Origin of the sequence: Thalassotalea sediminis (assembly GCF_030295915.1) — a bacterium.
Lineage (GTDB): Bacteria > Pseudomonadota > Gammaproteobacteria > Enterobacterales > Alteromonadaceae > Thalassotalea_C > Thalassotalea_C sediminis.
Window position 1 is genome coordinate 1,713,293 of record NZ_AP027361.1, and the last position, 22,172, is coordinate 1,735,464.

Genomic DNA, 22,172 nt, shown 5'->3' on the forward strand with positions numbered 1-22,172 from the left:
ATGAGTGCTTCTTTCTCAAACTAACGGTTAAAGATAAGAGCAATGATGTTAATCACTGCTTTTTACTAGTGGTGAACCTTGCTATGGTAGCTATTATTAATAAGAAAAATAAAAAAGATAAATAATTAAAGGGGTCAGGTACAATAAAAGCGTTATTGTACCTGACCCCTTTAATTTGGATTAATGAAGAAATAATAAGGCGTTATGTGCGTCATCAAGAAAAACAAGAGAAGTTAGAAGGGGTTGCCCAAATTCGTTTGGTTGACTGAGCTAGACAAAGGCCCCTTGGAGGGGGCTCATTCAAAGCCCCTTCTTTAGAAGGTAGATATTGACCTCTGTAATGAGTGCTTTTTCTCAAATGAACGGTTAAAGATAAGAACAGGGGGTTAATCACCGCTTTTTACTACTGGTGAACCTTGCTATGGTAGCTATTATTAATAAGAAAAATAAAAAAGATAAACAACTCCTGAGGAAGCGTAAAATGAAAACAACAATAAAAACTGGCTGTTTAGCATTATTAACGGGCTGCTTAATAACGGGGGCAGCGTCGGCTCAAACAACGGTTATTCATGCCGGCAAGCTATTAGCAATGCCAGGTGAAACACCTCTTAGTAATTACTCTGTTATTATAGACAATGGCAAAATAACGGCAGTCAAACAGGGGTTCGTTACGCCAGATAGTGCGAAAGTCATAGATTTACGTAATAGTTTTGTTTTACCAGGGTTAATGGATATGCATGTTCATTTACAAGGTGAACTTGGGCCTAATAATGATAGCGATAGTTTGCGTGCTTCTGATGCTGATTACTTAGTTAAAAGCATTCATTTTGCAGAAAAAACCTTATTAGCCGGTTTTACAACTGTGCGCGATCTTGGTAGTAAACCTGAACAAATATATGCGTTACGTGACGGTATAGAAAAAGGGCTGCTTACCGGACCAAGAATAGTCGCTGCAGGAAGCAGTGTGGCTGTTACTGGCGGTCATGGGGATGTTGATGGTATGAACCCTGATATTTTAAAAATGCGCACCCCTGAAACTATTTGTGATGGTGCTGATGATTGTCGTAGAGCGACGCGTCATGCCATTAAATATGGCGCAGATGTCATTAAGATCACATCAACAGGTGGCGTGTTATCTGACACTAATACCGGCACGGGTCAACAAATGGCAGATGATGAGTTAAAAGAAGTTGTTGAAACTGCTCATGCCTTAGGTCGAAAAATAGCAAGTCATGCTCATGCTGCTGCTGGTATTAATGCAGCATTACGAGCAGGAGTAGACAGTATTGAGCACGGTAGTTATGCCGACAAAGAAAGCATTAAACTGTTTAAGCAATCGGGCGCTTATCTTGTTCCAACGTTAATGGCAGGCGATACCGTTGTTGATCTTGCGAAAAAAACAACCTTTATGTCCAAAACCATTCGTGAAAAAGCGATTCGTGTTGGTGGCGATATGATCAAAAACTTTACTCGGGCGCACAAAGCCGGTGTAAAAATAGCCTATGGTACCGACAGTGGCGTATCCCCACATGGCAATAATGGTAAAGAAGCCTTGCTAATGCATGAAACAGGTATGAATGCTCAAGATATTATAGTTTCTGCTACGGTTAATAGTGCTGACTTGATCGGTAAATCAAACCAATTAGGTACAATTGAAGCGGGAAAGTTTGCTGATATTATTGCTACGCATGGCAGTCCATTAAAAGATATTAAAGAATTAATGGATGTCGACTTTGTAATGAAGTCAGGTATTGTCCATAAACAAAAATAGCTATCAATTTTATTAACACCGCAAGCGATAAAAGAGCATGACGGTATTTAACTGTCATGCTCTTTCTTATTATTAGCTGATTTAATTAACCGTAATAACCTGTGCCGTTTTATCCCAACTCACGTTGTTAACGCTATAAGGTCGGTTTTGTATCAAACCAAGCTTTTAACTTTAGTGCTCCGGTAGAAAAGGCAACCCCAATTAAAATTAATATGCTGCCATAAAGCGTAAATGCTGAAACTTCTTCATTTAAAATCATAACGCCCCAGAAAATACCAAAAACCGGGATCAAATAGGTGACAGAAATCGCATTCGTCGGTCCAAGCTGGCTAATTAAGCGAAACAGAATGATATAAGCAACACCTGTACATAATATGCCGATAGCAAGTGCAGCATTAATTGCCGTTAAGCTAGGGATTGTGCTCGGCAGGTAAAACAAGCTAATAGGTACTAATACGATACTTGCCGAAATTTGACTGCCAGCAGCAGAGGCGAGTGGTTTAACATTGGATAAGTAGAGTTTACTTATTGTTGCACCTAAGCCATAACATGATGCTGCTAAGAGTACAGCTAATGTTGGTAACAAAGTCTCTTTGGGGGCAGATGTTAACTGTGGATACATTAAGACGTAAACGCCGACAAAACCGAGCAATAACCCAAAAACCTGCAATTTTGTTAAGCGACTTTTTAACCAAAAGTAGGCAACTACTGCTCCAAAGAGTGGTGTAGTGGCGTTAAGTACAGAGATATTACTCGCACTTAGCGATAACGTTGCCCATCCAAATAACACAAAAGGAATCGCGGTATTAAATAAACCGACAATAAAAAGTTGCCATGGTGCGTTACGTAACGTTTTGAACTGCTTTTTTAGTAATAAAACAGACACGAGCACAATGGCGCCTATCAAAGTACGAATCGCCATAAAGCTAACCGCGCCAAATTCTGGAACACCTAGTTTCATGAACAGAAAAGATGCACCCCAAATAGCGGCGAGTAATATAAATTCAAGTGCAGGTTGTATTGTCATCAGGTTGTTTAATCTATGATTTTTTCATAGCATACGTCGAAAACTTCGATAATACTGGCGGAAATAAGACGCCACATAATATTAAAGTCGTAAAGTCGAATGCCGTAATGTTTCTCATCGCGCTGTTTTTGTTTGTAGGCAGGGCGTGGATCTTGCTCAAGCACTTGTGAAATTAACGCTTTTAAATCTGGGTATTGGGCTTGCACTTTCGTCAACGCCACATCAGCCTTGTTGTTAAAAACAACGCTTAGTGAGTTATTGGGGGCTTTTTCAGCGTAACTTGCACATGCTGAAGGGACAGCATCTGAATAAGGTACGTAAGGTTTTATATCTAATACGGGTGTACCGTCTAATAGATCTAATCCAGTTACGTGTAACCAACACTTGTCTTTATCGTATATAAGGTTATCTAATGATAAAACAGACATACCAATTGGATTAGGCCTAAAAGTTGAGCGTGACGCCAATACGCCTATTTTTTTATTGCCACCTAAGCGAGGCGGACGGATCAAGGGTTTCCAGCCTTGTTCTACCGTTTGGTGAAAAACAAATAATACCCAAACATGGCTAAAATCGTTCAAGCCGCGACACATATCTAGCTGATTATCGTTGTTTATCAATTCAATGGTGCCTTTAGCCGCAGTTACTAAACCTGGTTGGCGTGGTATGGCAAATTTTTCTTTATAGGGAGAGTGCACCTTACCGATGGGGGTGAATTGATAATTGTCCATGATGTTAGTTACTTTTATCATTAATAAAGAAAATTCTGCCGTAGCAAACTCGCGTGCGGATACACTTTTTGTCTGCTTGGTTATTTTCAATCAAAGCACAGTTAGTAAAAATAATTGCGTTTGCACCTTGTTGAAATGCAGTTCTACGGGCGTCTGTTCTTGCGTCTATTATATTAGGCATTTCGTGGTGCGATTTTGACTGACAAGATTCGCCTTCAACACCACCAAGTGATTGATATGTAGATGGAAGCTCTTGTTCATTTTGATAAATTTTTACCTTAGTTGGCGAAAAGTAACGAGAGAAGTTAGTTTTGTCTACATTGGTCTTTACGGCATATTGGCTGCTACATGCGCCAAGTAACACGGTACATACAATAACGAAAACTGAAGATAGGTAGTGTGTCATTACAGGTGAATTATTGTGTTTAATTGGAATGTGTATTTATAACATGGCAAGAAAAAAGCAGGAAATGATTCCTGCTTTATCAACGTTCTATTTTCTTGCGGAGTGCACTGCTTCAGCGAGTATATCGAGCATATTTTCGCTAACGGTTAAATCAACACATGCATCAGTAATGCTTTTCCCATAGACGAGTGGTTGTTCGGGGTCTACTGTTTGTTTACCTTCTTCAAGAAAGCTTTCGACCATAACACCCGAAATGCCTTTTGTTCCACTGGCAACTTGATCAGCAATAGAACGGGCAACGTTAATTTGTTTACGATGATCTTTATCGCTATTGCCATGGCTACAATCTACCATGATACCCGTTTGGATCTGATTAGTGTCTAACTTAGCTAACGTTTCACTCACATCTTCTGCATGGTAGTTAGGTTTTGTACCACCACGTAAAATAACATGTGCAAATGGGTTTCCATGCGTTTGATAGATACACATTTGTCCACTTTTATCAGGAGAATAAAGTACATGCGGTACACTTGACGCTTTAATGGCATCAACAGCAATTTGAATGTTACCGTCAGTACCATTTTTAAAGCCGACAGGGCAGGACAGTGCAGAAGCGAGTTCTCTATGAACTTGGCTTTCGGTTGTTCTTGCACCAATAGCACCCCAAGAAATCAGATCAGAAATATATTGACCTGTCACCATGTCTAAAAATTCTGTACCTGCCGGTAGCCCTAATTCGTTAATTTCCATCAATAGACGACGTGCAAGGTTTAACCCTTTTGCCACTTTAAATGATTTATCTAGATCAGGATCACTAATGAGTCCTTTCCAACCAACAGTGGTGCGTGGCTTTTCAAAGTAAACGCGCATTACAATATACAAACTGTCTTGATATTTATCGTGTAATACTTTTAATTTTTTAGCGTAATCTATTGCAGCATCTATATCGTGGATAGAGCAAGGACCTATTACAATTAACAAACGGTCATCTTCACCATTAATTATCGCTTCAATTTGTTTACGACTTTCAATAATGAAATTGGCGGTGTTGTCAGACAAAGGTATTTGATCTGCTAACTCTTGCGGCGACACTAAACTATCAATCAGCGTCGTTCTAAATTCGTCGGTCTTGATGGTCATAATAAACCTAGGTATGCAAGGTATCGCTTATTACGCAATACTCTCGATTAAATTATCGCGCTAACATACCTAAATTCAGCAGCGTTGTGAACATTAAACAAAGAATAAATTGCTATTAATTAGGGTCTATTGATCTTTCGCGTTCATTTTTGCAGTACTTTATTGGTATTTAGGCAAGGCATAGCGATTAATGTGTGGTTATTCCACATGAAAAAGCAATAACGACGTATAAATAACAAAAAGCGTTTAGTTCGAACAAAATTTAATTTTGAAAGGTCAACAGCCCCTAATATTTATAACGTTGTAAACCTGTCTGTGCGAGTATTTTAGCCGTGATTTCTTCAACCGAAAGTTTAGTGGTGTTGATATAGGGCACCTTTTCCTTTTTATAAAGATTCTCTACTGCACGTACTTCCATGCGGCATTGTCTCGCTGAAGAATACTTACTGTTTGCCATTCTACCATCGCGAATGTCCATTAAGCGCTGTGCATCGATTGTTAAGCCAAAAATTTTCTTTTTATAAGGTTTTAAAAATTCAGGTATTTTTAACGCATCCATATCTTCATCAATAAAAGGGTAGTTGGCCGTTTTAATACCGTATTGTAACGCGAGATAAAGCGAGGTTGGGGTTTTACCAGAGCGAGAAACGCCAACAAGAATTAAGTCTGCTTGGTCATAATTAGTAATATTTGAACCATCATCGTTTGCTAACGAATAATTAACTGCATCAATACGATTATCGTAGCTATTTTCATGGATGCTATGTGTTCTATGCGCTTTGGGCTTTGCAGAAATTCCAAGTTCCTGCTCTATTGGCGCAATGAAATGCTCAAGGAAATTGTAAATAATGCCATCACAACTATCGATAATTTCTCTAATTTTAGGATTAACAAAGGTGTGGAATACAAGAGGCTTTTCGCCGGTTAATTTTGCTGCACGATTTATTTTTTCTTTTGCAGCAATTGCTTGTTGCTCTGATTCAACGAAAGCAATAGTGTCGTGATTAAACTCCATTGGAAATAAAGATAAAAGTGCGTGGCCAAAAACTTCCGACGTTATAGCAGTACCGTCTGAAATGTAAAACGCTGTTCTCATGAGTATTCCTTATCCTTATTAAATATGTGAAATTAAAATTGAAAGTTTACATTAATACTTTCAGTTCTAAATTGCTATGTGTAAAATGCACGTGAACTGTAGATATAACTATACTTAATTTTATTTGTCCATTTTGGAGAAGAAGCCGTGCAAGAAAACGTTCTTTGGTATGAAGAGTTAGGGATGGGTGATGTAGACCGTGTAGGCGGTAAAAATGCGTCACTGGGTGAAATGATATCAAACTTAGCAAATGTTGGTGTTCAAGTACCTGGAGGCTTTGCTACATCAGCTTTTGCCTTTAATGAGTTTCTTGAACAAAGTGGTTTGAACGAAAAAATTCATCAACTTCTTGATAAATTGGATGTGAGTGATGTTAATGCGTTAGCTGAATGTGGTAGTACCATTCGCCAGTGGATTATCGATACGCCCTTTTTACCAACGATGCAAAAAGATATTGAGCAAGCATACGCAAAACTTGCAGGCGAATTCTCTGATGATGCATCTTTTGCTGTACGTTCTTCTGCAACTGCTGAAGATATGCCAGATGCGTCTTTTGCTGGTCAACAAGAAACGTTTCTTAACGTACGCGGTTTAGATGCAGTAATGACGGCAATAAAACACGTATATGCGTCATTATTTAACGATCGCGCTATTTCTTACCGTGTGCATCAAGGCTACGACCACCGAGGTGTTGCGTTGTCAGCAGGCATTCAACGTATGGTGCGTAGTGATATTTCTGCTAGTGGTGTTATGTTCTCAATCGATACTGAATCTGGCTTTGAAGATGTTGTTTTCATTACTTCGAGTTATGGTTTAGGTGAAATGGTCGTGCAAGGTGCTGTTAATCCAGATGAATTTTACGTGCATAAACCAACACTTACTGATGGAAAACCAGCCGTCGTTCGTCGAAATATTGGCAGCAAAGCAATTAAAATGATTTATGCTGATACGCAAGAACACGGTAAGCAAGTTGAAATTGTTGACGTAGATGAAAGCTTATCAAATAAATTTTCATTAACGGATGAAGAAGTACAGTTATTAGCTAAACAAGCAATGATTATCGAAAAACACTATCAGCGACCTATGGATATAGAATGGGCTAAAGATGGGTTAGATGGTAAGTTATATATTGTTCAAGCGCGCCCTGAAACTGTGCGCAGTCGTGAACAAGCAAATGTTATGGAGCAGTTCCAGTTACAAGGTTCAGGTGCAGTCATTTGTGAAGGTCGCTCAATTGGTCACAAAATTGGCAGTGGTGCTGCGAAGGTATTAGCTTCACTTGAAGAGATGGATAAAATTCAGCCGGGCGACGTATTAGTTACCGACATGACAGATCCTGATTGGGAACCAATCATGAAAAAGGCATCGGCTATTGTTACTAATCGCGGTGGTCGCACGTGTCATGCAGCGATAATTGCCCGTGAAATGGGTATTCCTGCAGTTGTTGGTTGTGGTAATGCTACCAGTAAAATTAGTGCAGGTGATGAAGTTACCGTGTCTTGTGCTGAAGGTGATACTGGGTTTATTTATCAAGGAAAGTTAGATTTTACTGTGACTACTTCTCAAGTAGATGAAATGCCTGAACTTCCTTTAAAGATAATGATGAACGTAGGTAATCCAGATCGTGCTTTTGCGTTTGCGAAATTACCTCATGCAGGTATAGGTTTAGCACGCTTAGAATTTATTATTAATAAAATGATCGGTGTTCATCCTAAAGCTTTACTTAATTTCGAGCAGCAATCTGCAGATTTACAGGAAGAAATTCGTGATTATATGGCAGGGTACAGTGATCCTGTTGAATTCTATATCGCTAAATTAACCGAAGGTATTTCCACGTTAGCTTGCGCATACGCACCAGAAAAAGTCATTGTGCGCATGTCAGACTTTAAATCAAATGAATATGCTAATCTGGTAGGTGGTGAAGAATATGAGCCAGATGAAGAAAACCCTATGATTGGTTACCGCGGGGCATCTCGTTATGTATCGGAAGATTTTCGTGATTGTTTTGCACTTGAATGTGAAGCAATTAAGCGTGTTAGAAATGAGATGGGCTTAACAAATGTTGAAGTGATGATCCCATTCGTTCGTACTTTAGAAGAGGGTCAAGCGGTGATCGATATTCTTGCTGAGAATGGCCTCAAACGCGGAGAAAACGGATTACGTGTGATCATGATGTGTGAATTGCCATCGAATGCGTTATTGGCTGATGAGTTCTTAGATATATTTGACGGTTTCTCAATTGGATCAAATGATTTAACACAGCTTACGCTTGGCTTAGATCGCGATTCTGGTTTAATTGCACATCTGTTTGATGAACGTAACCCTGCGATTAAAAAGTTATTAGAAATGGCTATTAAAGCGTGTAAAGCGCGTGGTAAATACGTGGGTATTTGTGGGCAAGGCCCATCTGATCATGCAGACTTTGCCGCATGGTTAGTTGAACAAGGAATTGATAGCGTATCGTTAAACCCTGATACTGTACTGCCAACTTGGTTGTACCTCGCAGAGCAACATGGTTAATGCCAATGCTTTGATGTAGTAAGTAAAAAAGGGGTCAGGTACATTCAAATGATAACGTTTAATGTACCTGACCCCTTTTTTCTTTATCAATAATTTATGACTTATTCATTATCCCCCGTATTTACTGTCTATACTTAAACTAAGGTTTGTTGCCAATTTCCCGTAAACTGGTAGAAGTATTGAGTGAAAGATGCCTAAAAAGAGTTTAATCGTACTAATTTTTTTACTGAGTTTAACGACTAAAGCGGATACATTTACGGTAGTGCTTTATTCCGGTGGTAATCCACCTTATACCATTTTAGAGAATAATGTACCGAAAGGTATATTTGTTGATTTGTTTAGTTATATTGAACGTCATTCAGATCATCGGTTTGTTTTTAAGGTGATGCCAGTCGCGAGAGCATTGGTTGCTTTTAACGAAGGTGTTGTAGATATAGAACCCGGTATTTCTGATGAATGGCGTTTAGGTGAAAAAGTACCTGGTGTTTATTCTATTGGTTATGAAACATCAACAGAGGTCGTTGTTTCTCGCCCCAAAAACATGATAGAGGTTAATCGGCCTGAAGACTTATTAGGGCAAAGAGTAGGTATTGTAAGGGGCTATTCTTATCCGAGATTTGATGACTATTTAACGTTAGGGAAAATTAAAAAAGTTGAAAACATTTCGGAAGAAAATTTACTTAAGCAGCTAGAAGCGAATAGATTAAAATATATTTTTATTGGCTATAAAACCATTCGTTACTATCAAAAACATTTTCCTCAATATCAAAATCTTGAAATAGGGAATATTGTTCATCAGTCAACAATCAAAATGCGAGTACACCCCAAGAAAGCCTCGTTTATCAATGAGATTAATCGCCTTTTAAAACAAATGAAGGATAATGGTGAGATAGAAAGAATATATGCTAAGTATCGATAATATCACTAAAGTTAGGCGTACCGCGTTAGAAGATATCGATATTTAAAAAACGATAAACAATATAACATCCCGTTTTCTTTTTAAAAATTTACCGTGATATACTAAGCGTCTACTATCTTTCGAAAAAATATATACTAGGCCTTATGTTACCTCGGTTAGATCCTCAAGAACTCGTTGAACCACTATATCAACAATTCGCGCAAGCGCTTAAATTAAAAGCTTTTAAAGGCGATATTAGTCATCAGTATAGTGCTCGATTAGCTGTTGCTACTGATAACAGTATTTATCAGCAACTTCCGCAGTTGGTGTTGCATCCTAAATGTAAAGAGGACGTTCAAGAAATTACCGCATTGGCGCATCAAGCAAAATTTGCTGACATTAAATTCAGTGCGCGCGGCGGTGGAACCGGCACTAATGGGCAAAGTTTAACGCCTGGTATCGTGGTAGACATGTCTAAATACATGAATCGCATCTTAGAAATAAATGTTGAAGAAAATTGGGTGCGCGTTGAGGCAGGTGTGGTAAAAGATCAGCTTAATGATTATTTACGCCCTTATGGATTCTTTTTTTCGCCAGACTTATCCACCAGTAATCGAGCGACAATAGGCGGCATGATCAATACTGACGCTTCTGGTCAAGGTTCGTTGATTTACGGCAAAACATCTGATCATGTCTTAGCACTTGAAAGTGTATTAGCAACTGGAGAGATATTATCGACTTCTCCTATGGCAATTGACACGGCGGAATCTCTTGCGCGACAAGACTCAACGTTAGGTAAAATAGTTAAGCAAGTGCTCGAAACAAGCATAGGCAAACGAGAACAAATTTTAGCTAAGTTTCCACGACTAAATCGTTTTCTCACGGGTTATGATTTGGAACATGCTGTTTCTGACGATCTAACACAGGTTGATTTATCACGTTTGATCACTGGCTCTGAAGGTTCTTTAGCCTTTGTTTGCGAAGCGAAACTTAATTTAACGCCTATTGCGCCAGCAAAAACGTTGATTAATATTAAATACGATAGTTTCGACTCTGCATTGAGACATTCACCTACGTTGGTTGAAGCGAAAGCAACGTCTGTTGAAACGATTGACAGCAAAGTATTAAATCTGGCGAAACAAGATATTATTTGGCATTCCGTGAGTGAGTTAATCACTGATGTTGAAGGCCAAAATATGGATGGTATCAATATCGTTGAGTACAACGGTCAGTCAATCGAAGGGCTAGCAGAACAAGTTGAAGCATTAACGAAACAGTTAGATAAAGACATCGAGAACAAAACTGGCGTAATTGGATATCAAGTAACGACCGACTTAGCTAGTATTGGCAAAATTTACGCAATGCGTAAGAAAGCGGTTGGTTTGCTCGGTAATACGAAAGGTGCTCAGAAACCATTAGCTTTCGCTGAAGATACTGCGGTGCCGCCAGAAAAACTCGCGGATTTTATTGTTGAATTTCGCGAGCTACTCGATAGCTATCAACTTCACTATGGTATGTTTGGTCACGTAGATGCTGGCGTATTACATGTGAGGCCCGCACTTGATATGTGTGATCCTGAGCAAGAAAAGATAATGCGTGCTATCTCCGACAAAGTTGTTGCGTTAACCGCAAAATATGGTGGCTTAATGTGGGGCGAGCACGGTAAAGGATATCGTAGCGAGTATGGGCCGGAATTTTTTGGCGAAGCGCTATTTACTGAGTTACGTAAAATAAAATCTGCGTTTGACCCGCTTAATAAAATGAACCCGGGTAAAATATGTACGCCACTCAAGTCAAGTGAATCGCTCGTGTCTGTGGATGGTGTTAAACGTGGAACCTTTGATCGTCAAATACCTATTAGTGTTAAAGACTCTTTTAAATCTGCAATGGAGTGCAACGGTAACGGTTTATGTTTTAATTACGATACTGCAAGTCCAATGTGCCCATCGAGTAAAGTAACGCGCGATAGAAGGCATTCTCCTAAAGGTAGAGCAGGACTAATGCGTGAGTGGTTACGATTACTTGAAAACAAAGGTGTAGATGTATTAAAGCTTGAGCAAGATATTAATGGTTGGTCAGTAAAACGGTTAATTGACAAAGTTAAAAATGCATTATCAACACAACGTGATCAAGACTTCTCTCATGAAGTGATGGAAGCAATGTCAGGTTGTTTAGCCTGTAAAGCGTGTGCGAGCCAATGCCCTATAAAAGTAGATGTACCCGACTTTAGAGCGCGCTTTTTAAATATTTATCACAGTAGTTATTTTAGACCATTAAAGGACCACCTCGTTGCAAATGTAGAACGAATGGCGCCCTTAATGGCAAAATCACCAACGTTAGTTAATAAGGTTTTAAGCTCTAAAGCTTATGATAAAGTCAGCCGAGCAACTATTGGATATATTGATACACCGTTATTATCTGTGCCAACATTAATGCAACGTGTAGAAACATTGCAGTTTGAGCCGTTCCAATTAACTCGATTTCAACAGTTAACTGATGCTGATAAAGCGAATTATGTTTTTATTGTTCAAGATCCGTTTACCTCATTTTATGATGCGCATGTGGTAGAAAAACTTATGCAGTTGGTGGATACACTTGGTTACCGCCCAGTTTTACTGCCTTTTAAACCTAACGGTAAACCACAGCACGTTAAAGGCTTTTTAAGCAAATTTGCTAAAACAGCGAAGAATACAGCCGATTTTCTCAACCAATTACAGCAACTTAAAATTCCTATGATTGGTACTGACGCATCAACAGTGCTGTGTTTTCGTGATGAGTACCAACAAGTGCTAGGCGATAAACGCGGTGATTTTCATGTGCAGTTGGCTCATGAATGGTTGTTAACGGTGATCGAGCATCTAAAATCAAAAAATAAACCAATGTTGGCGGCTAAATGTACAACTACGTATAAGCTCTTTGCTCATTGCACAGAAAAAACAGCACTTGCTGGCAGTGAACAACAGTGGATTGATATTTTTAGCTACTTTGGCATATCGCTTGAAAAGCAATCGGTGGGGTGTTGTGGTATGGCGGGTACATATGGCCATGAGCAGGTTAACTTTGAAAATTCAAAATCATTATATGGTATGAGTTGGCAACCAAAAGTTGATGATGCGAAAGAAGAACAATTAGTGGTTACAGGTTATTCATGTCGTTCGCAAATTAAACGTCTTGCTAATAAGGCAACAAAACATCCGGTTGAAGTATTAGTTGCGCAACTACGTAAATAATATTGATTGTTCAAATAAACAAGGTTTTTACAACATTAATATAATGTTTTTGACTGGCTATTAGTTGCTTGAATGCATAGGCTTGTTGTTAGCAAGACAGGGTTGTCTTGCACTCACATTTCATTCCAAATTGAAGTAATTAAAAAGGTGGCCTAGGCCACCTTATTTTTTGTTTTAATAAAGGCTATTTATTTACTTGCGTTAGCAATAATCTCTTGAGCCATTTGATCTGCGATAATACCTGTTGGTTTATCCTGTTCAGCTGCTTTGGTAAATACTGTCGTTAACGTATTATAGATATTTTCTACCAATCGAGTGGCCTCTTGAGCACAGTATGGTTCTGGATAAATCTCTAATGATACATTGATAATACCACCAGCATTTATGACGTAATCTGGTGTGTATAAAATACCTTTATCTTTTAAGATCTGATCGTGTTTATTAGCAGCTAACTGGTTGTTTGCACAACCGGCAATGATAGATGCTTTTAACTGTGGGATCGTGTCATCATTAATAGAAGCACCTAGTGCACACGGTGAGAAAACATCAACATCTTGGCTGTAAATATCATCAAGCTCAACAATTGTTGCACCAAATTCAGCCGATGCTTTTTCTAGCGTTTCGTGGTTAATATCCGTAACAACTAAGCTAGCACCCGCAGCATGTAATTTAGCACATAAGTCATAACCTACGCTGCCAAGACCTTGTACGGCAACTTTAATACCGTTTAAGTCATCTTTTCCAAGTTTGAATTTAACCGCGGCTTTAATCCCTAAAAAGGTACCGAGCGCAGTAAAGGGAGCAGGGTTGCCACTTTTACCATCTAAGCCCGCAACATAATCGGTTACTTGATTAACTGTAGCCATGTCGCTCGTGGTAATATTAACGTCTTCAGCAGTATAGTATCTACCACCAATGTTATTAACTGCGCGGCCAAAGGCTTCAAATAACTCTGTTGATTTTAGTGCTTTTGGGTTACCAATGATAACAGCTTTACCGCCACCAAGTTTTAATCCCGCCATAGCGTTCTTGTAAGTCATACCTTTTGACAATCGCAATACATCGGTTAATGCTTGTTCATCATTTGCGTAATCCCAAAATCGACAACCACCGGCTGCTGGCCCCAATGCTGTGCTATGAACTGCGATAATTGCTTTTAAGCCTGTTGCTTTATCACTACAAAAAACGACTTGCTCGTGGTTATCAAAATCAACTAAATCGAAAAAAGCCACTTCTACTTCTCCGTGCATTAAAACGTTTCAAAATGAAACCGTAGGTGTAATATTTCTTGGCGCGCACAATACCATTAGTTTGGGCCTTTAGCCAGTCGAACCAGTGCGTTTTCTTGCCTAAACTTATCGTGTAAATAATGTAATTGTTCACAAATTTGAACATAAGCTTGCAATGCTTAAAATTTACCGCTTGTTTCTCATGTGCTCTTTGGCTAGTCTAAGCTACATCAATAAGTAGTATAGAAAAACATGAGTGTTATGACTGAACAAATTGCAATGAGCGAACAAGAACAACAACAATGGGTAAGAGAACAATACCAAACAGCAACAAAATTTCTTGCTGACCGTGGCTTGATCACCAAAAGTGTTGCCGATACTGAAAGTCGCTATTTAATACCGCTCATGTCGGTTTGGAAGATAAACTTATCGGATAACACAAGTGTGTGGGCTATTTCTGGAGATTTACCAACAGATTATTCGCCTGAGGTAGTGGCACAAAACGCTCGAGAAGCGGTTAGACATTTTTCGTTGAAGTGGCAATTACAAGCAGAAAACTTACTGAAAGACGAAGCAGAAGAGAGTAAGAAGCTTGCGGAACATTTAATTTCAAGAGCAGAAGGCTTGTATCAATTGTTTGATGATGAAAAGGTTTGGCAAACTGCGTAAGCACTAGTAGAGCATTAATGAGTAAAACAGTAGTTTGCGTTGGTTACATTGTTTAACTGGCAACTCATGCGTTGTCTTGGCATGCCGGCTTCCATAAAAACAGCACCGGCACTTATAAAATTAAATCGTCGATAGTACTCTACAGTGTCAAGAGGGCTGTAAATGAATACTTCGTCTAAGCCAATTTCTTTTGCAATGCTAAGTAGACCATGCACAACGATGTTATCGACCTGTTTTTTTCGATAGGGTAACAAAACCGCAATGCGAGAAATCTCACCTGTGGCGAGAATTCTCCCTGTAGCAATGGGCTCTTGCGTTTTGTCATCACATACTAGCACGTGAAATGCAAAGCGATCTTTTTTATCAAATTCAATGTGTTTTGGAATGCGCCATTCACAAATAAACACTTTTTCTCTGACATTTTTTAAAAGGGGAGCTGCTTGCTCCCACTGCACACGGCTAATACTAAATGATGACATTCCACTATTCTTCGATAAACCAATAACCCTTATTTAAAACATTAGTTAACAACTGAGTGTTTTTCAAACAATCAGTGAAACTTTTTAATGTTTTTGTGGTCAAAGGGTCACTGCTTGCCAATAACTTTGCTAAAGGTTTTGTTTCTTCGCATAATGTAAAAGCGTCTCCATTGATGTATAAGCATGGAGATGGCTCATCAATAATAAGCGCTTTAATGCCTGAAACTGGCGCAAGATGAATATCTTCATTATCTAATATCTCAACAACATACGCTTGTTCAAAAGCTTCCATAGGTATAAGTAGCTCAAGTGCATGGTGATTTTGTGTAAGGTATTTTCCGATAAATTCATTAAACATCGCCGTATCATTAAACTGCGAAAGCATAAAAGCATGTAGCGCCTTAGTATCCTTTTCAGTTAACTGACTAGAATCAACACATGCTGTTCTATTTGGATCAGTGAAACGTGCTTCTCCTAAATTTTTATCTATGAGTATATCGGCAAAGCCTGACCATAAATCTTGGTTGCTTGGTGCTTGAAAACCAATAGAAAAATTAAGCGAATTTTCAACAGATACACCATTGTGTGGGTGGTTTGGTGGAATATAGAGTAAATCACCTGGCTCTGTTATTTCGTCAATCAGCGGGTCAAAAGGAGACACTTGTTTCAGATCTGGGTGAGGTAACAATGTTTTTAAGCTCGCATCAGGCGCTCCAACTTGCCACCGACGGCGACCTTCGCCTTGCAATATAAACACGTCGTACTGATCTAAATGAGCGCCAACACCACCTTCAGGGGTTGAAAAACTTACCATTACATCATCAACGCGCCAGCGAGGTATAAAATTAACAAGGGAAAGTAATTGGTTTGTTTCTCGGGACCAATTATTTACCGCTTGTACAAGTAAGGTCCAATTTTGTTCTCCAAATTGGCTAAAGTCTTCAAATGGACCATGGTGCACTTGCCATTGTTCATTTCCATCATGACTAATAATACGAGATTCAATTTCTTGTTCCATTGCCAAACCTGCAAGTTCATCAGCTTCAATGGTGCCTGTAAACCCTGGAACCGCTTGTTTTATAAGTAGCGGTTTTTTCTGCCAGTATTCTTGCAAAAATTTTTCGGGTGTTAAGTCACCCCAAGAAATCTTGATCATGTGTTACATGTTCCTAAATTTTAATTTATTTTTAATAATACATTTCTGTTAATGCAAAGAAAAAGGAACCCTAGGGTTCCTTTTTCTGAACTTGCTTACAAAGCTTAGTCAAGCTCAGCGATAAATGAAACAGCGCGCCCAATATAGCTTGCTGGTGTCATTTCACGTAATCCTGCTTTGGCTTCTTCTGGTAGTGCTAAGTTGTCGATAAAGACACGCATTGCGTCGCCATCAACACGTTTACCACGAGTAAGTTCTTTTAATTTTTCATAAGGCTTTTCTATACCGTAGCGACGCATAACGGTTTGTACAGGTTCAGCAAGTACTTCCCAGTTTTTGTCTAATTCAGCTAGAAGACTTTCTTCGTTTACTTGTAACTTGCTCATGCCTTTAAGTGTAGCCGCGTAAGCAATAAGTGAATTACCAAAACCAACGCCTAAATTACGTAGTACCGTTGAATCTGTTAAATCACGTTGCCAGCGAGAAATTGGTAATTTTTGTGCTAAATGCGCGAATAATGCATTGGCAATGCCTAAGTTACCTTCTGAGTTTTCAAAATCAATAGGGTTCACTTTATGTGGCATAGTTGATGAACCAATTTCGCCAGCTACTGTTTTTTGTTTAAAGTGGCCTAATGCTATGTAGCCCCATACGTCACGGTCAAAATCAATTAAAATGGTATTGAATCGAGCAACTGCATCGAAAAGTTCTGCAATGTAATCGTGTGGTTCAATTTGCGTAGTGAATGCATTCCAGCTTAAGCCTAAAGACGTAACAAATTGTTCTGAAAACTGGTGCCAATTCACCTCTGGATAAGCAGATAAGTGTGCGTTGTAGTTACCTACAGCACCATTAATTTTACCTAACAGCTCTACATTAGCAATTTGGTCACGTTGACGTTTTAGACGAATATAAACGTTCGCAAATTCTTTACCCATTGTGCTCGGTGATGCTGGTTGACCATGCGTACGACACATCATAGGAATGGCTTGATACTCAACAGCAAGTGCTTTTATTTCAGTTAAGATCTCATCGATAATCGGTAATAAAACCAGCTCTCGACATTCTTTTAACATTAAACCGTGCGAAAGGTTGTTAATATCTTCAGAAGTACAAGCAAAATGAATGAATTCTGAAACAGCATTTAGCGCTTCATTAGCTGCTACTTTTTCTTTTAAAAAGTATTCAACCGCTTTTACGTCATGGTTTGTTGTTGCTTCAATGTCTTTAATGCGCTGTGCGTCTTCTTCATTAAAGTTTGCAACAATTGCGTCAAGGAGCGCATTTTCAGCATCACCGAAAGCAGGCACTTCCTTTATTTCAGCGGTTGCAGCTAGTTTTTGTAACCAACGAACTTCAACCGTAACACGGTATTTGATCAGACCAAATTCACTAAATATAGGACGTAAGGCTTTTGTTTTACTGCCGTATCGACCATCAACGGGTGAAATAGCACTTAATGCTGAAAGTTCCATAGTAGATTCCTGATAGTGTTTAAATTTGTTTAAGTAACTGTTGTGCACATTCAACAATTTTTGAACGTGAAAATAAAATACTGCGACGCTTACCGCCGACTTGTCGCCAAAGTACAGCAGAGCGAATACCTGCAAGTAGCAGTGCTCTAATTTTATGTTGGTTTGACGAGGTTTTTAAAATCTCTGGATTACCGGCAACTTGAATTGGTGAGCCTAATGGGCTGATTATATCACTATATATACTCGCTAAACTGGCGATAATTGTATCGCTTTCAATGGTAAAGTGATCTAGTTGACGCTGGCATTGCTCTATGCGACTGCCTAATGCTTGTAGTTGCTTATTATTCTTTGATAATCGACGCTCTAAACTTAACAGACTGACAACATAACGGGTAATCTCTGGATCTTTTTGATGTTCACCGTTACCTAAGTGTTTAACAAGCATTGTTAGCCCTGCACGAATGTTGTTTAAATCGTCACCATAAACTTCAAGTGTATGGTTTGGAGAGACCACCATAATGCTTTTTAACATTGTGGTTAATGCTTCTTCATCTGATTGACCTTGGCGTGCAAGCTTTTGCACGAGGTAGCTTACTTGGCATATCGCTGCCAGTGTAATCGTTTGTTCTTGGAAATTTTGCATATGACTCGTCAGCGCTATTGGCGAATTAAAGTGTTAATAATACCACCACCCAAGCATACTTCGTCTTGGTAGAATACAACGGATTGACCGGGAGTGACTGAGCTTTGTGGTGTATCAAAAATGACGGTGTATTCATCTGTAAGTTCATCACCATTTTTAATTGGAGATAAAGTACAAGGCACATCTTGTTGACGATAACGGGTTTTTACGGTGCATTTTATAGTGTCTAATAAAGGCTCTCTGCTAACTAAATGCAGTTGATTACCAACTAATCCATTTGAAAATAGGCGAGGGTGGTCATGACCCTGTCCAACAATTAACACGTTACGTGTTAAATCTTTTTCGACAACATACCAAGGGGCTTCACCGGCATTAGCTAAACCGCCTATTCTAAGGCCTTTTCGCTGTCCAAGTGTGTGGTACATCAAACCATCATGTTCACCAATTACATCACCGTCAGCAGACTCTATTTTGCCTGGTTGCGCGGGTAAATATTGCTGTAGAAAGTCTTTAAATTTGCGTTCACCAATAAAACAGATACCGGTGCTGTCTTTTTTATTATGGGTTATAAGATCGGCTTTTTCCGCAATGGCACGCACTTGTGGTTTTTCAATATTGCCTACTGGAAATAACGTTTGACCTACTTGTTTATCGCTAAGCGTATATAAGAAGTAACTTTGGTCTTTGTTTTGATCGAGGCCTCGTAGCATATGCCATTTACCATCACGAAATTCACGCTGAACATAATGACCAGTTGCAATGTAGTCTGCGCCTAGATCTTCACAGGCAAACTCAAGAAATGCTTTAAATTTAATTTCTTTATTGCACATTATATCAGGATTAGGGGTTCTACCTGCTTTGTACTCTGCTAAGAAATACTCAAATACGTTATCCCAATATTCGGTAGCAAAATTAATTGTATGAAGTTTGATACCTAATTTTTCACATACTTTTTCCGCATCTTTTAAGTCATCAGCTGCTGCACAGTATTCGTCAGTGTCATCTTCTTCCCAGTTTTTCATGAACAAGCCTTCTACTTGATAGCCTTGTTCTTGTAATAAATATGCCGAAACAGAAGAGTCAACACCGCCAGACATGCCGACAATAACGCGGATATCTTTTGGCTCACGTGCATCAGGAGAATTTGCAGTTAAACAGCTATTGGTCATTTTGAAATTTAATCAAACTCACTAAAAAATGGCGCGAGATTGTAGCATTTATTGTCAGCAAATTCACTACTGTAGTGATAACTTTCGTGATTAATTCATACAAAAGTTTATCGTATGCAATTTGTGAAGCGATAAGACTGAAAAACAAGAGTAAAACCGACATTTAAAAGGAAAATAATCTGCTAAAACGTATATGGAAAGTTTAGCTATTCACGCATTTGTTGATCAATAAATCTATTTAACTGCTTAAAGTGGCTCTTTTTATCCTCAGGGTATAGGAATTGCCAAAGGGTGTTAAAGTGTTGGTTGTGATACCAACTAAATGCCGTACGATCAAAATCGTTTAAAAACTGTTGGTGCGTGTCATTATCGCTACAAATAAAATAGAGTGGCTGCGGAGATTGCTCAGCAAAGGGAACAATGGTGAAATCATCTAAGGTTATGCCGGATATTAACGGCATAATTTGTGGTAAACCGACGAAGTAGTCTAGTTGACCTTGGTGGGTGAGTTTATGCAACTGATGAATTGAGAAATGGCCACCAAATAAGGTGGATTTTCTATCGGTAATTTTTTCTTCTATAAGTTGTTGCACATATACAGGGTAATTCCTACCAGTGTTGTAGCCACCCATTAATTGTTTATTGGCAATAATAGACTCTGCACTGAGAGTTTGGTTTTCGAGTTTCTTTAATGCACTGTTGTGAATAACAACGGCAGGCATAGGGGTAAGTAATGTCGCGTGTTTACTCCTGATAGTATTAATATTGCTGATATGGCCACGAGCAAAAACATGACAGAGCGGCTCTCCTTGTTGTACGTTTCGCCAAAATGCCAGGAAGTTAGTTTCGATATAATTTAAACGGTATTGAGGTAAATAATGGCTAATATGGTTATTTAGTAATTGCCTGACTGGACCATTTTCGTTGAATATATGTTCTTTATCGATGGCTGCAATATTAATTGTGGTCTGGTGCTTATTATCAGACGCAGATAGTGTGCTTAGTGGCAGTGCGCCAACTAAAACGAATATCATTAGCCGCTGAAAAAACACCATGAATGCTCCTTAAGTAGGCCGAAAAGCAATGATTGCTTATGAGAATAAAGCGAAGTGTTCTGCTTCATTTGGCTTGCTTGATTAAACAATCTCAACTGAAATAAGGACGCACTTACGCTTAGCATTATCGTTTAATTTATCTAATATTATTTATATATCAATGTTTTTATTATAGAAGTTTAAATGGATATTTACCTAATACAGCTTGGCGCGTGAGTATAGCGGTCTAACCGCAACGCTTTAAAAACGTGAGTTTACAAAAGAATGGACCCTTATTTACCACATCGTACGTTATTTACAGGTAGTACGGTTATAGATTTGACGAAAAGTTATCGAGAGGTATGTGGTGACCCGCTAGAAAGTCATCAATACATTGCAGAACCATTGGGCTTCGCAACGCTGATTTTTTCGCCACTATTTCATCATAAGTAAGCCAATGACAAGCAATTATCTCGTTATCTTGTGGTATACAGGGTTTTGTTTCGGTTAGCGTGATAGCAAAACAAAACCTTAAAAAATACAGGTTTAATTCAGACCGATGAAAATAATAGATACCTGTGCAACACTGTGGTGCTAATGATAAACCTGTTTCTTCTCGTATTTCACGCTTACAGGCGGTAATTAAGTTCTCTTTTGCTTCTAAGTGACCTGCTGGTTGATTGTAAACCGTTTTACCATTCTCTTTTTCTTCAACTAATAAAAACTTGTTATCTGCATAAATGACCGCAGCTACGGTGGTATTTGGTTTAAACTGATCACTGCCGTGTTCATTGGACAGTTTATGTGTAGGTTCAATCATGGGGCTTAATTTCCTTGTATTCGCCGTTTTTAATGCCGTCTATTGTGTATTCACCTATGGCATATCTGATCAAGCGTAAAGTTGGAAAGCCGACATGTGCAGTCATACGGCGTACTTGGCGATTACGACCTTCAGTAATTTTTATTGATAACCATGTTGTAGGAATATTGGCGCGTTCTCTTATCGGCGGGTTTCTGGGCCAAAGTGCTGGCGCTTCAATAATAGCTACTTTAGCAGGTAGTGTTTTACCATCTTTTAACATCACCCCAGATCGTAATTGTGCTAACGCGGCTTCATCTGGTTGTCCTTCTACTTGAACCCAGTAGGTCTTCTCTGTTTTTTGTTTTGGATTTGCTAATTTATGTTGAAGCTTCCCATCGTTGGTAAGTAACAAAAGACCTTCGCTGTCGCGATCTAGTCTTCCCGCAGGGTATACATCTTTAATGGGGACAAATGTTTTTAAAGATTGGCGATTGTTTTTTAACGCTTCATTGTTATCACTAAATTGGCTAAGCACATTAAAAGGTTTATTGAGTAGTACGATAACGCGATCGTTAGGATCGACTGATGGCTTAGTGACTTTTCTATGTCTTTGGTATTTATTACGCTGCTGTTTTTTTAAGGCTAAGGGTTTACCGCTAGCGCTTTTAAGATTTTGTCTCATGGTGGTATTTTAGGG

19 protein-coding genes are annotated in these 22,172 nt (G+C 38.9%); 5 read left to right on the forward strand and 14 right to left on the reverse strand.

The genetic code is table 11. The annotated features are described in order from the left end of the window. The first annotated feature begins 481 nt into the window (after positions 1 to 481). On the forward strand, positions 482 to 1,771 hold the full coding sequence (locus QUE09_RS07790) for a metal-dependent hydrolase family protein (RefSeq protein WP_286235628.1): 1,290 nt from the start codon (positions 482 to 484) through the stop codon (positions 1,769 to 1,771). A gap of 133 nt (positions 1,772 to 1,904) precedes the next feature. Here the strand turns inward: QUE09_RS07790 and QUE09_RS07795 are convergent, their stop codons facing one another. The 5 genes from QUE09_RS07795 to ppsR form a co-directional block, all read right to left on the reverse strand. Further along, positions 1,905 to 2,798, reverse strand: coding sequence for a DMT family transporter (locus tag QUE09_RS07795; protein WP_286235629.1), 894 nt, complete (start codon positions 2,796 to 2,798; stop codon positions 1,905 to 1,907). 8 nt (positions 2,799 to 2,806) lie between these two features. After that, complete coding sequence (gene tsaA, locus QUE09_RS07800; protein WP_286235630.1) at positions 2,807 to 3,529, reverse strand: tRNA (N6-threonylcarbamoyladenosine(37)-N6)-methyltransferase TrmO; 723 nt, start codon at positions 3,527 to 3,529, stop codon at positions 2,807 to 2,809. Positions 3,530 to 3,533: 4 nt separating this feature from the next. Continuing rightward, positions 3,534 to 3,935 carry an Rcs stress response system protein RcsF gene (rcsF, locus tag QUE09_RS07805; RefSeq protein ID WP_286235631.1) on the reverse strand — a complete coding sequence of 134 codons (402 nt, stop codon included), beginning with the start codon at positions 3,933 to 3,935 and terminating at the stop codon, positions 3,534 to 3,536. Between the two features lie 87 nt (positions 3,936 to 4,022). Then, entirely contained in the window at positions 4,023 to 5,075 is a 1,053-nt protein-coding gene (locus QUE09_RS07810; protein WP_286235632.1) for a 3-deoxy-7-phosphoheptulonate synthase, read from the reverse strand. A 286-nt stretch (positions 5,076 to 5,361) separates the two neighbouring features. Next, positions 5,362 to 6,171, reverse strand: coding sequence for a posphoenolpyruvate synthetase regulatory kinase/phosphorylase PpsR (gene ppsR, locus QUE09_RS07815; protein WP_286235633.1), 810 nt, complete (start codon positions 6,169 to 6,171; stop codon positions 5,362 to 5,364). A gap of 147 nt (positions 6,172 to 6,318) precedes the next feature. Between ppsR and ppsA the strand changes: the two genes are divergently transcribed. From ppsA to ydiJ, 3 genes are all read left to right on the forward strand, one after another. Next, the gene (gene ppsA, locus QUE09_RS07820; protein ID WP_286235634.1) at positions 6,319 to 8,691 is read left to right on the forward strand and encodes a phosphoenolpyruvate synthase; all 2,373 of its coding nucleotides are present in this window, start codon (positions 6,319 to 6,321) and stop codon (positions 8,689 to 8,691) included. Between the two features lie 190 nt (positions 8,692 to 8,881). Next, positions 8,882 to 9,610: a substrate-binding periplasmic protein gene (locus tag QUE09_RS07825; RefSeq protein WP_286235635.1), complete on the forward strand. Its 729-nt coding sequence runs from the start codon at positions 8,882 to 8,884 to the stop codon at positions 9,608 to 9,610. A 143-nt stretch (positions 9,611 to 9,753) separates the two neighbouring features. After that, positions 9,754 to 12,819 carry a D-2-hydroxyglutarate dehydrogenase YdiJ gene (gene ydiJ / locus QUE09_RS07830; RefSeq protein ID WP_286235636.1) on the forward strand — a complete coding sequence of 1,022 codons (3,066 nt, stop codon included), beginning with the start codon at positions 9,754 to 9,756 and terminating at the stop codon, positions 12,817 to 12,819. A gap of 188 nt (positions 12,820 to 13,007) precedes the next feature. On the opposite strand, the gene QUE09_RS07835 is transcribed toward ydiJ, so the two are convergent. Then, positions 13,008 to 14,051, reverse strand: coding sequence for a Glu/Leu/Phe/Val family dehydrogenase (locus tag QUE09_RS07835; protein ID WP_286235906.1), 1,044 nt, complete (start codon positions 14,049 to 14,051; stop codon positions 13,008 to 13,010). Positions 14,052 to 14,309: 258 nt separating this feature from the next. Here QUE09_RS07835 and QUE09_RS07840 point away from each other — a divergent pair, with 258 nt between their 5' ends. Next, on the forward strand, positions 14,310 to 14,717 hold the full coding sequence (locus QUE09_RS07840) for a DUF4826 family protein (RefSeq protein WP_286235637.1): 408 nt from the start codon (positions 14,310 to 14,312) through the stop codon (positions 14,715 to 14,717). Between the two features lie 14 nt (positions 14,718 to 14,731). On the opposite strand, the gene QUE09_RS07845 is transcribed toward QUE09_RS07840, so the two are convergent. The 8 genes from QUE09_RS07845 to QUE09_RS07880 form a co-directional block, all read right to left on the reverse strand. Beyond that, a complete protein-coding gene (locus QUE09_RS07845) occupies positions 14,732 to 15,196 on the reverse strand; it encodes a GNAT family N-acetyltransferase (RefSeq protein WP_286235638.1) in 465 nt (154 codons plus the stop codon). A 4-nt stretch (positions 15,197 to 15,200) separates the two neighbouring features. Next, a complete protein-coding gene (locus QUE09_RS07850) occupies positions 15,201 to 16,352 on the reverse strand; it encodes a cupin domain-containing protein (protein ID WP_286235639.1) in 1,152 nt (383 codons plus the stop codon). Between the two features lie 104 nt (positions 16,353 to 16,456). Continuing rightward, positions 16,457 to 17,827 (reverse strand): adenylosuccinate lyase, encoded by a 1,371-nt coding sequence (purB, locus tag QUE09_RS07855; protein WP_286235640.1) that lies wholly within the window; start codon positions 17,825 to 17,827, stop codon positions 16,457 to 16,459. Positions 17,828 to 17,846: 19 nt separating this feature from the next. After that, positions 17,847 to 18,470 (reverse strand): high frequency lysogenization protein HflD, encoded by a 624-nt coding sequence (gene hflD / locus QUE09_RS07860; RefSeq protein WP_286235641.1) that lies wholly within the window; start codon positions 18,468 to 18,470, stop codon positions 17,847 to 17,849. 14 nt (positions 18,471 to 18,484) lie between these two features. Beyond that, positions 18,485 to 19,639 (reverse strand): tRNA 2-thiouridine(34) synthase MnmA, encoded by a 1,155-nt coding sequence (gene mnmA, locus QUE09_RS07865; RefSeq protein ID WP_286235642.1) that lies wholly within the window; start codon positions 19,637 to 19,639, stop codon positions 18,485 to 18,487. Positions 19,640 to 19,845: 206 nt separating this feature from the next. Continuing rightward, positions 19,846 to 20,694 carry a hypothetical protein gene (locus QUE09_RS07870; RefSeq protein WP_286235643.1) on the reverse strand — a complete coding sequence of 283 codons (849 nt, stop codon included), beginning with the start codon at positions 20,692 to 20,694 and terminating at the stop codon, positions 19,846 to 19,848. A 310-nt stretch (positions 20,695 to 21,004) separates the two neighbouring features. Beyond that, a complete protein-coding gene (locus tag QUE09_RS07875; RefSeq protein WP_286235644.1) occupies positions 21,005 to 21,493 on the reverse strand; it encodes an NUDIX hydrolase in 489 nt (162 codons plus the stop codon). After that, positions 21,486 to 22,157 (reverse strand): pseudouridine synthase, encoded by a 672-nt coding sequence (locus QUE09_RS07880; protein WP_286235645.1) that lies wholly within the window; start codon positions 22,155 to 22,157, stop codon positions 21,486 to 21,488. Before QUE09_RS07880 ends, QUE09_RS07875 begins: the two co-directional genes overlap by 8 nt. Between the last annotated feature and the right edge of the window lie 15 nt (positions 22,158 to 22,172).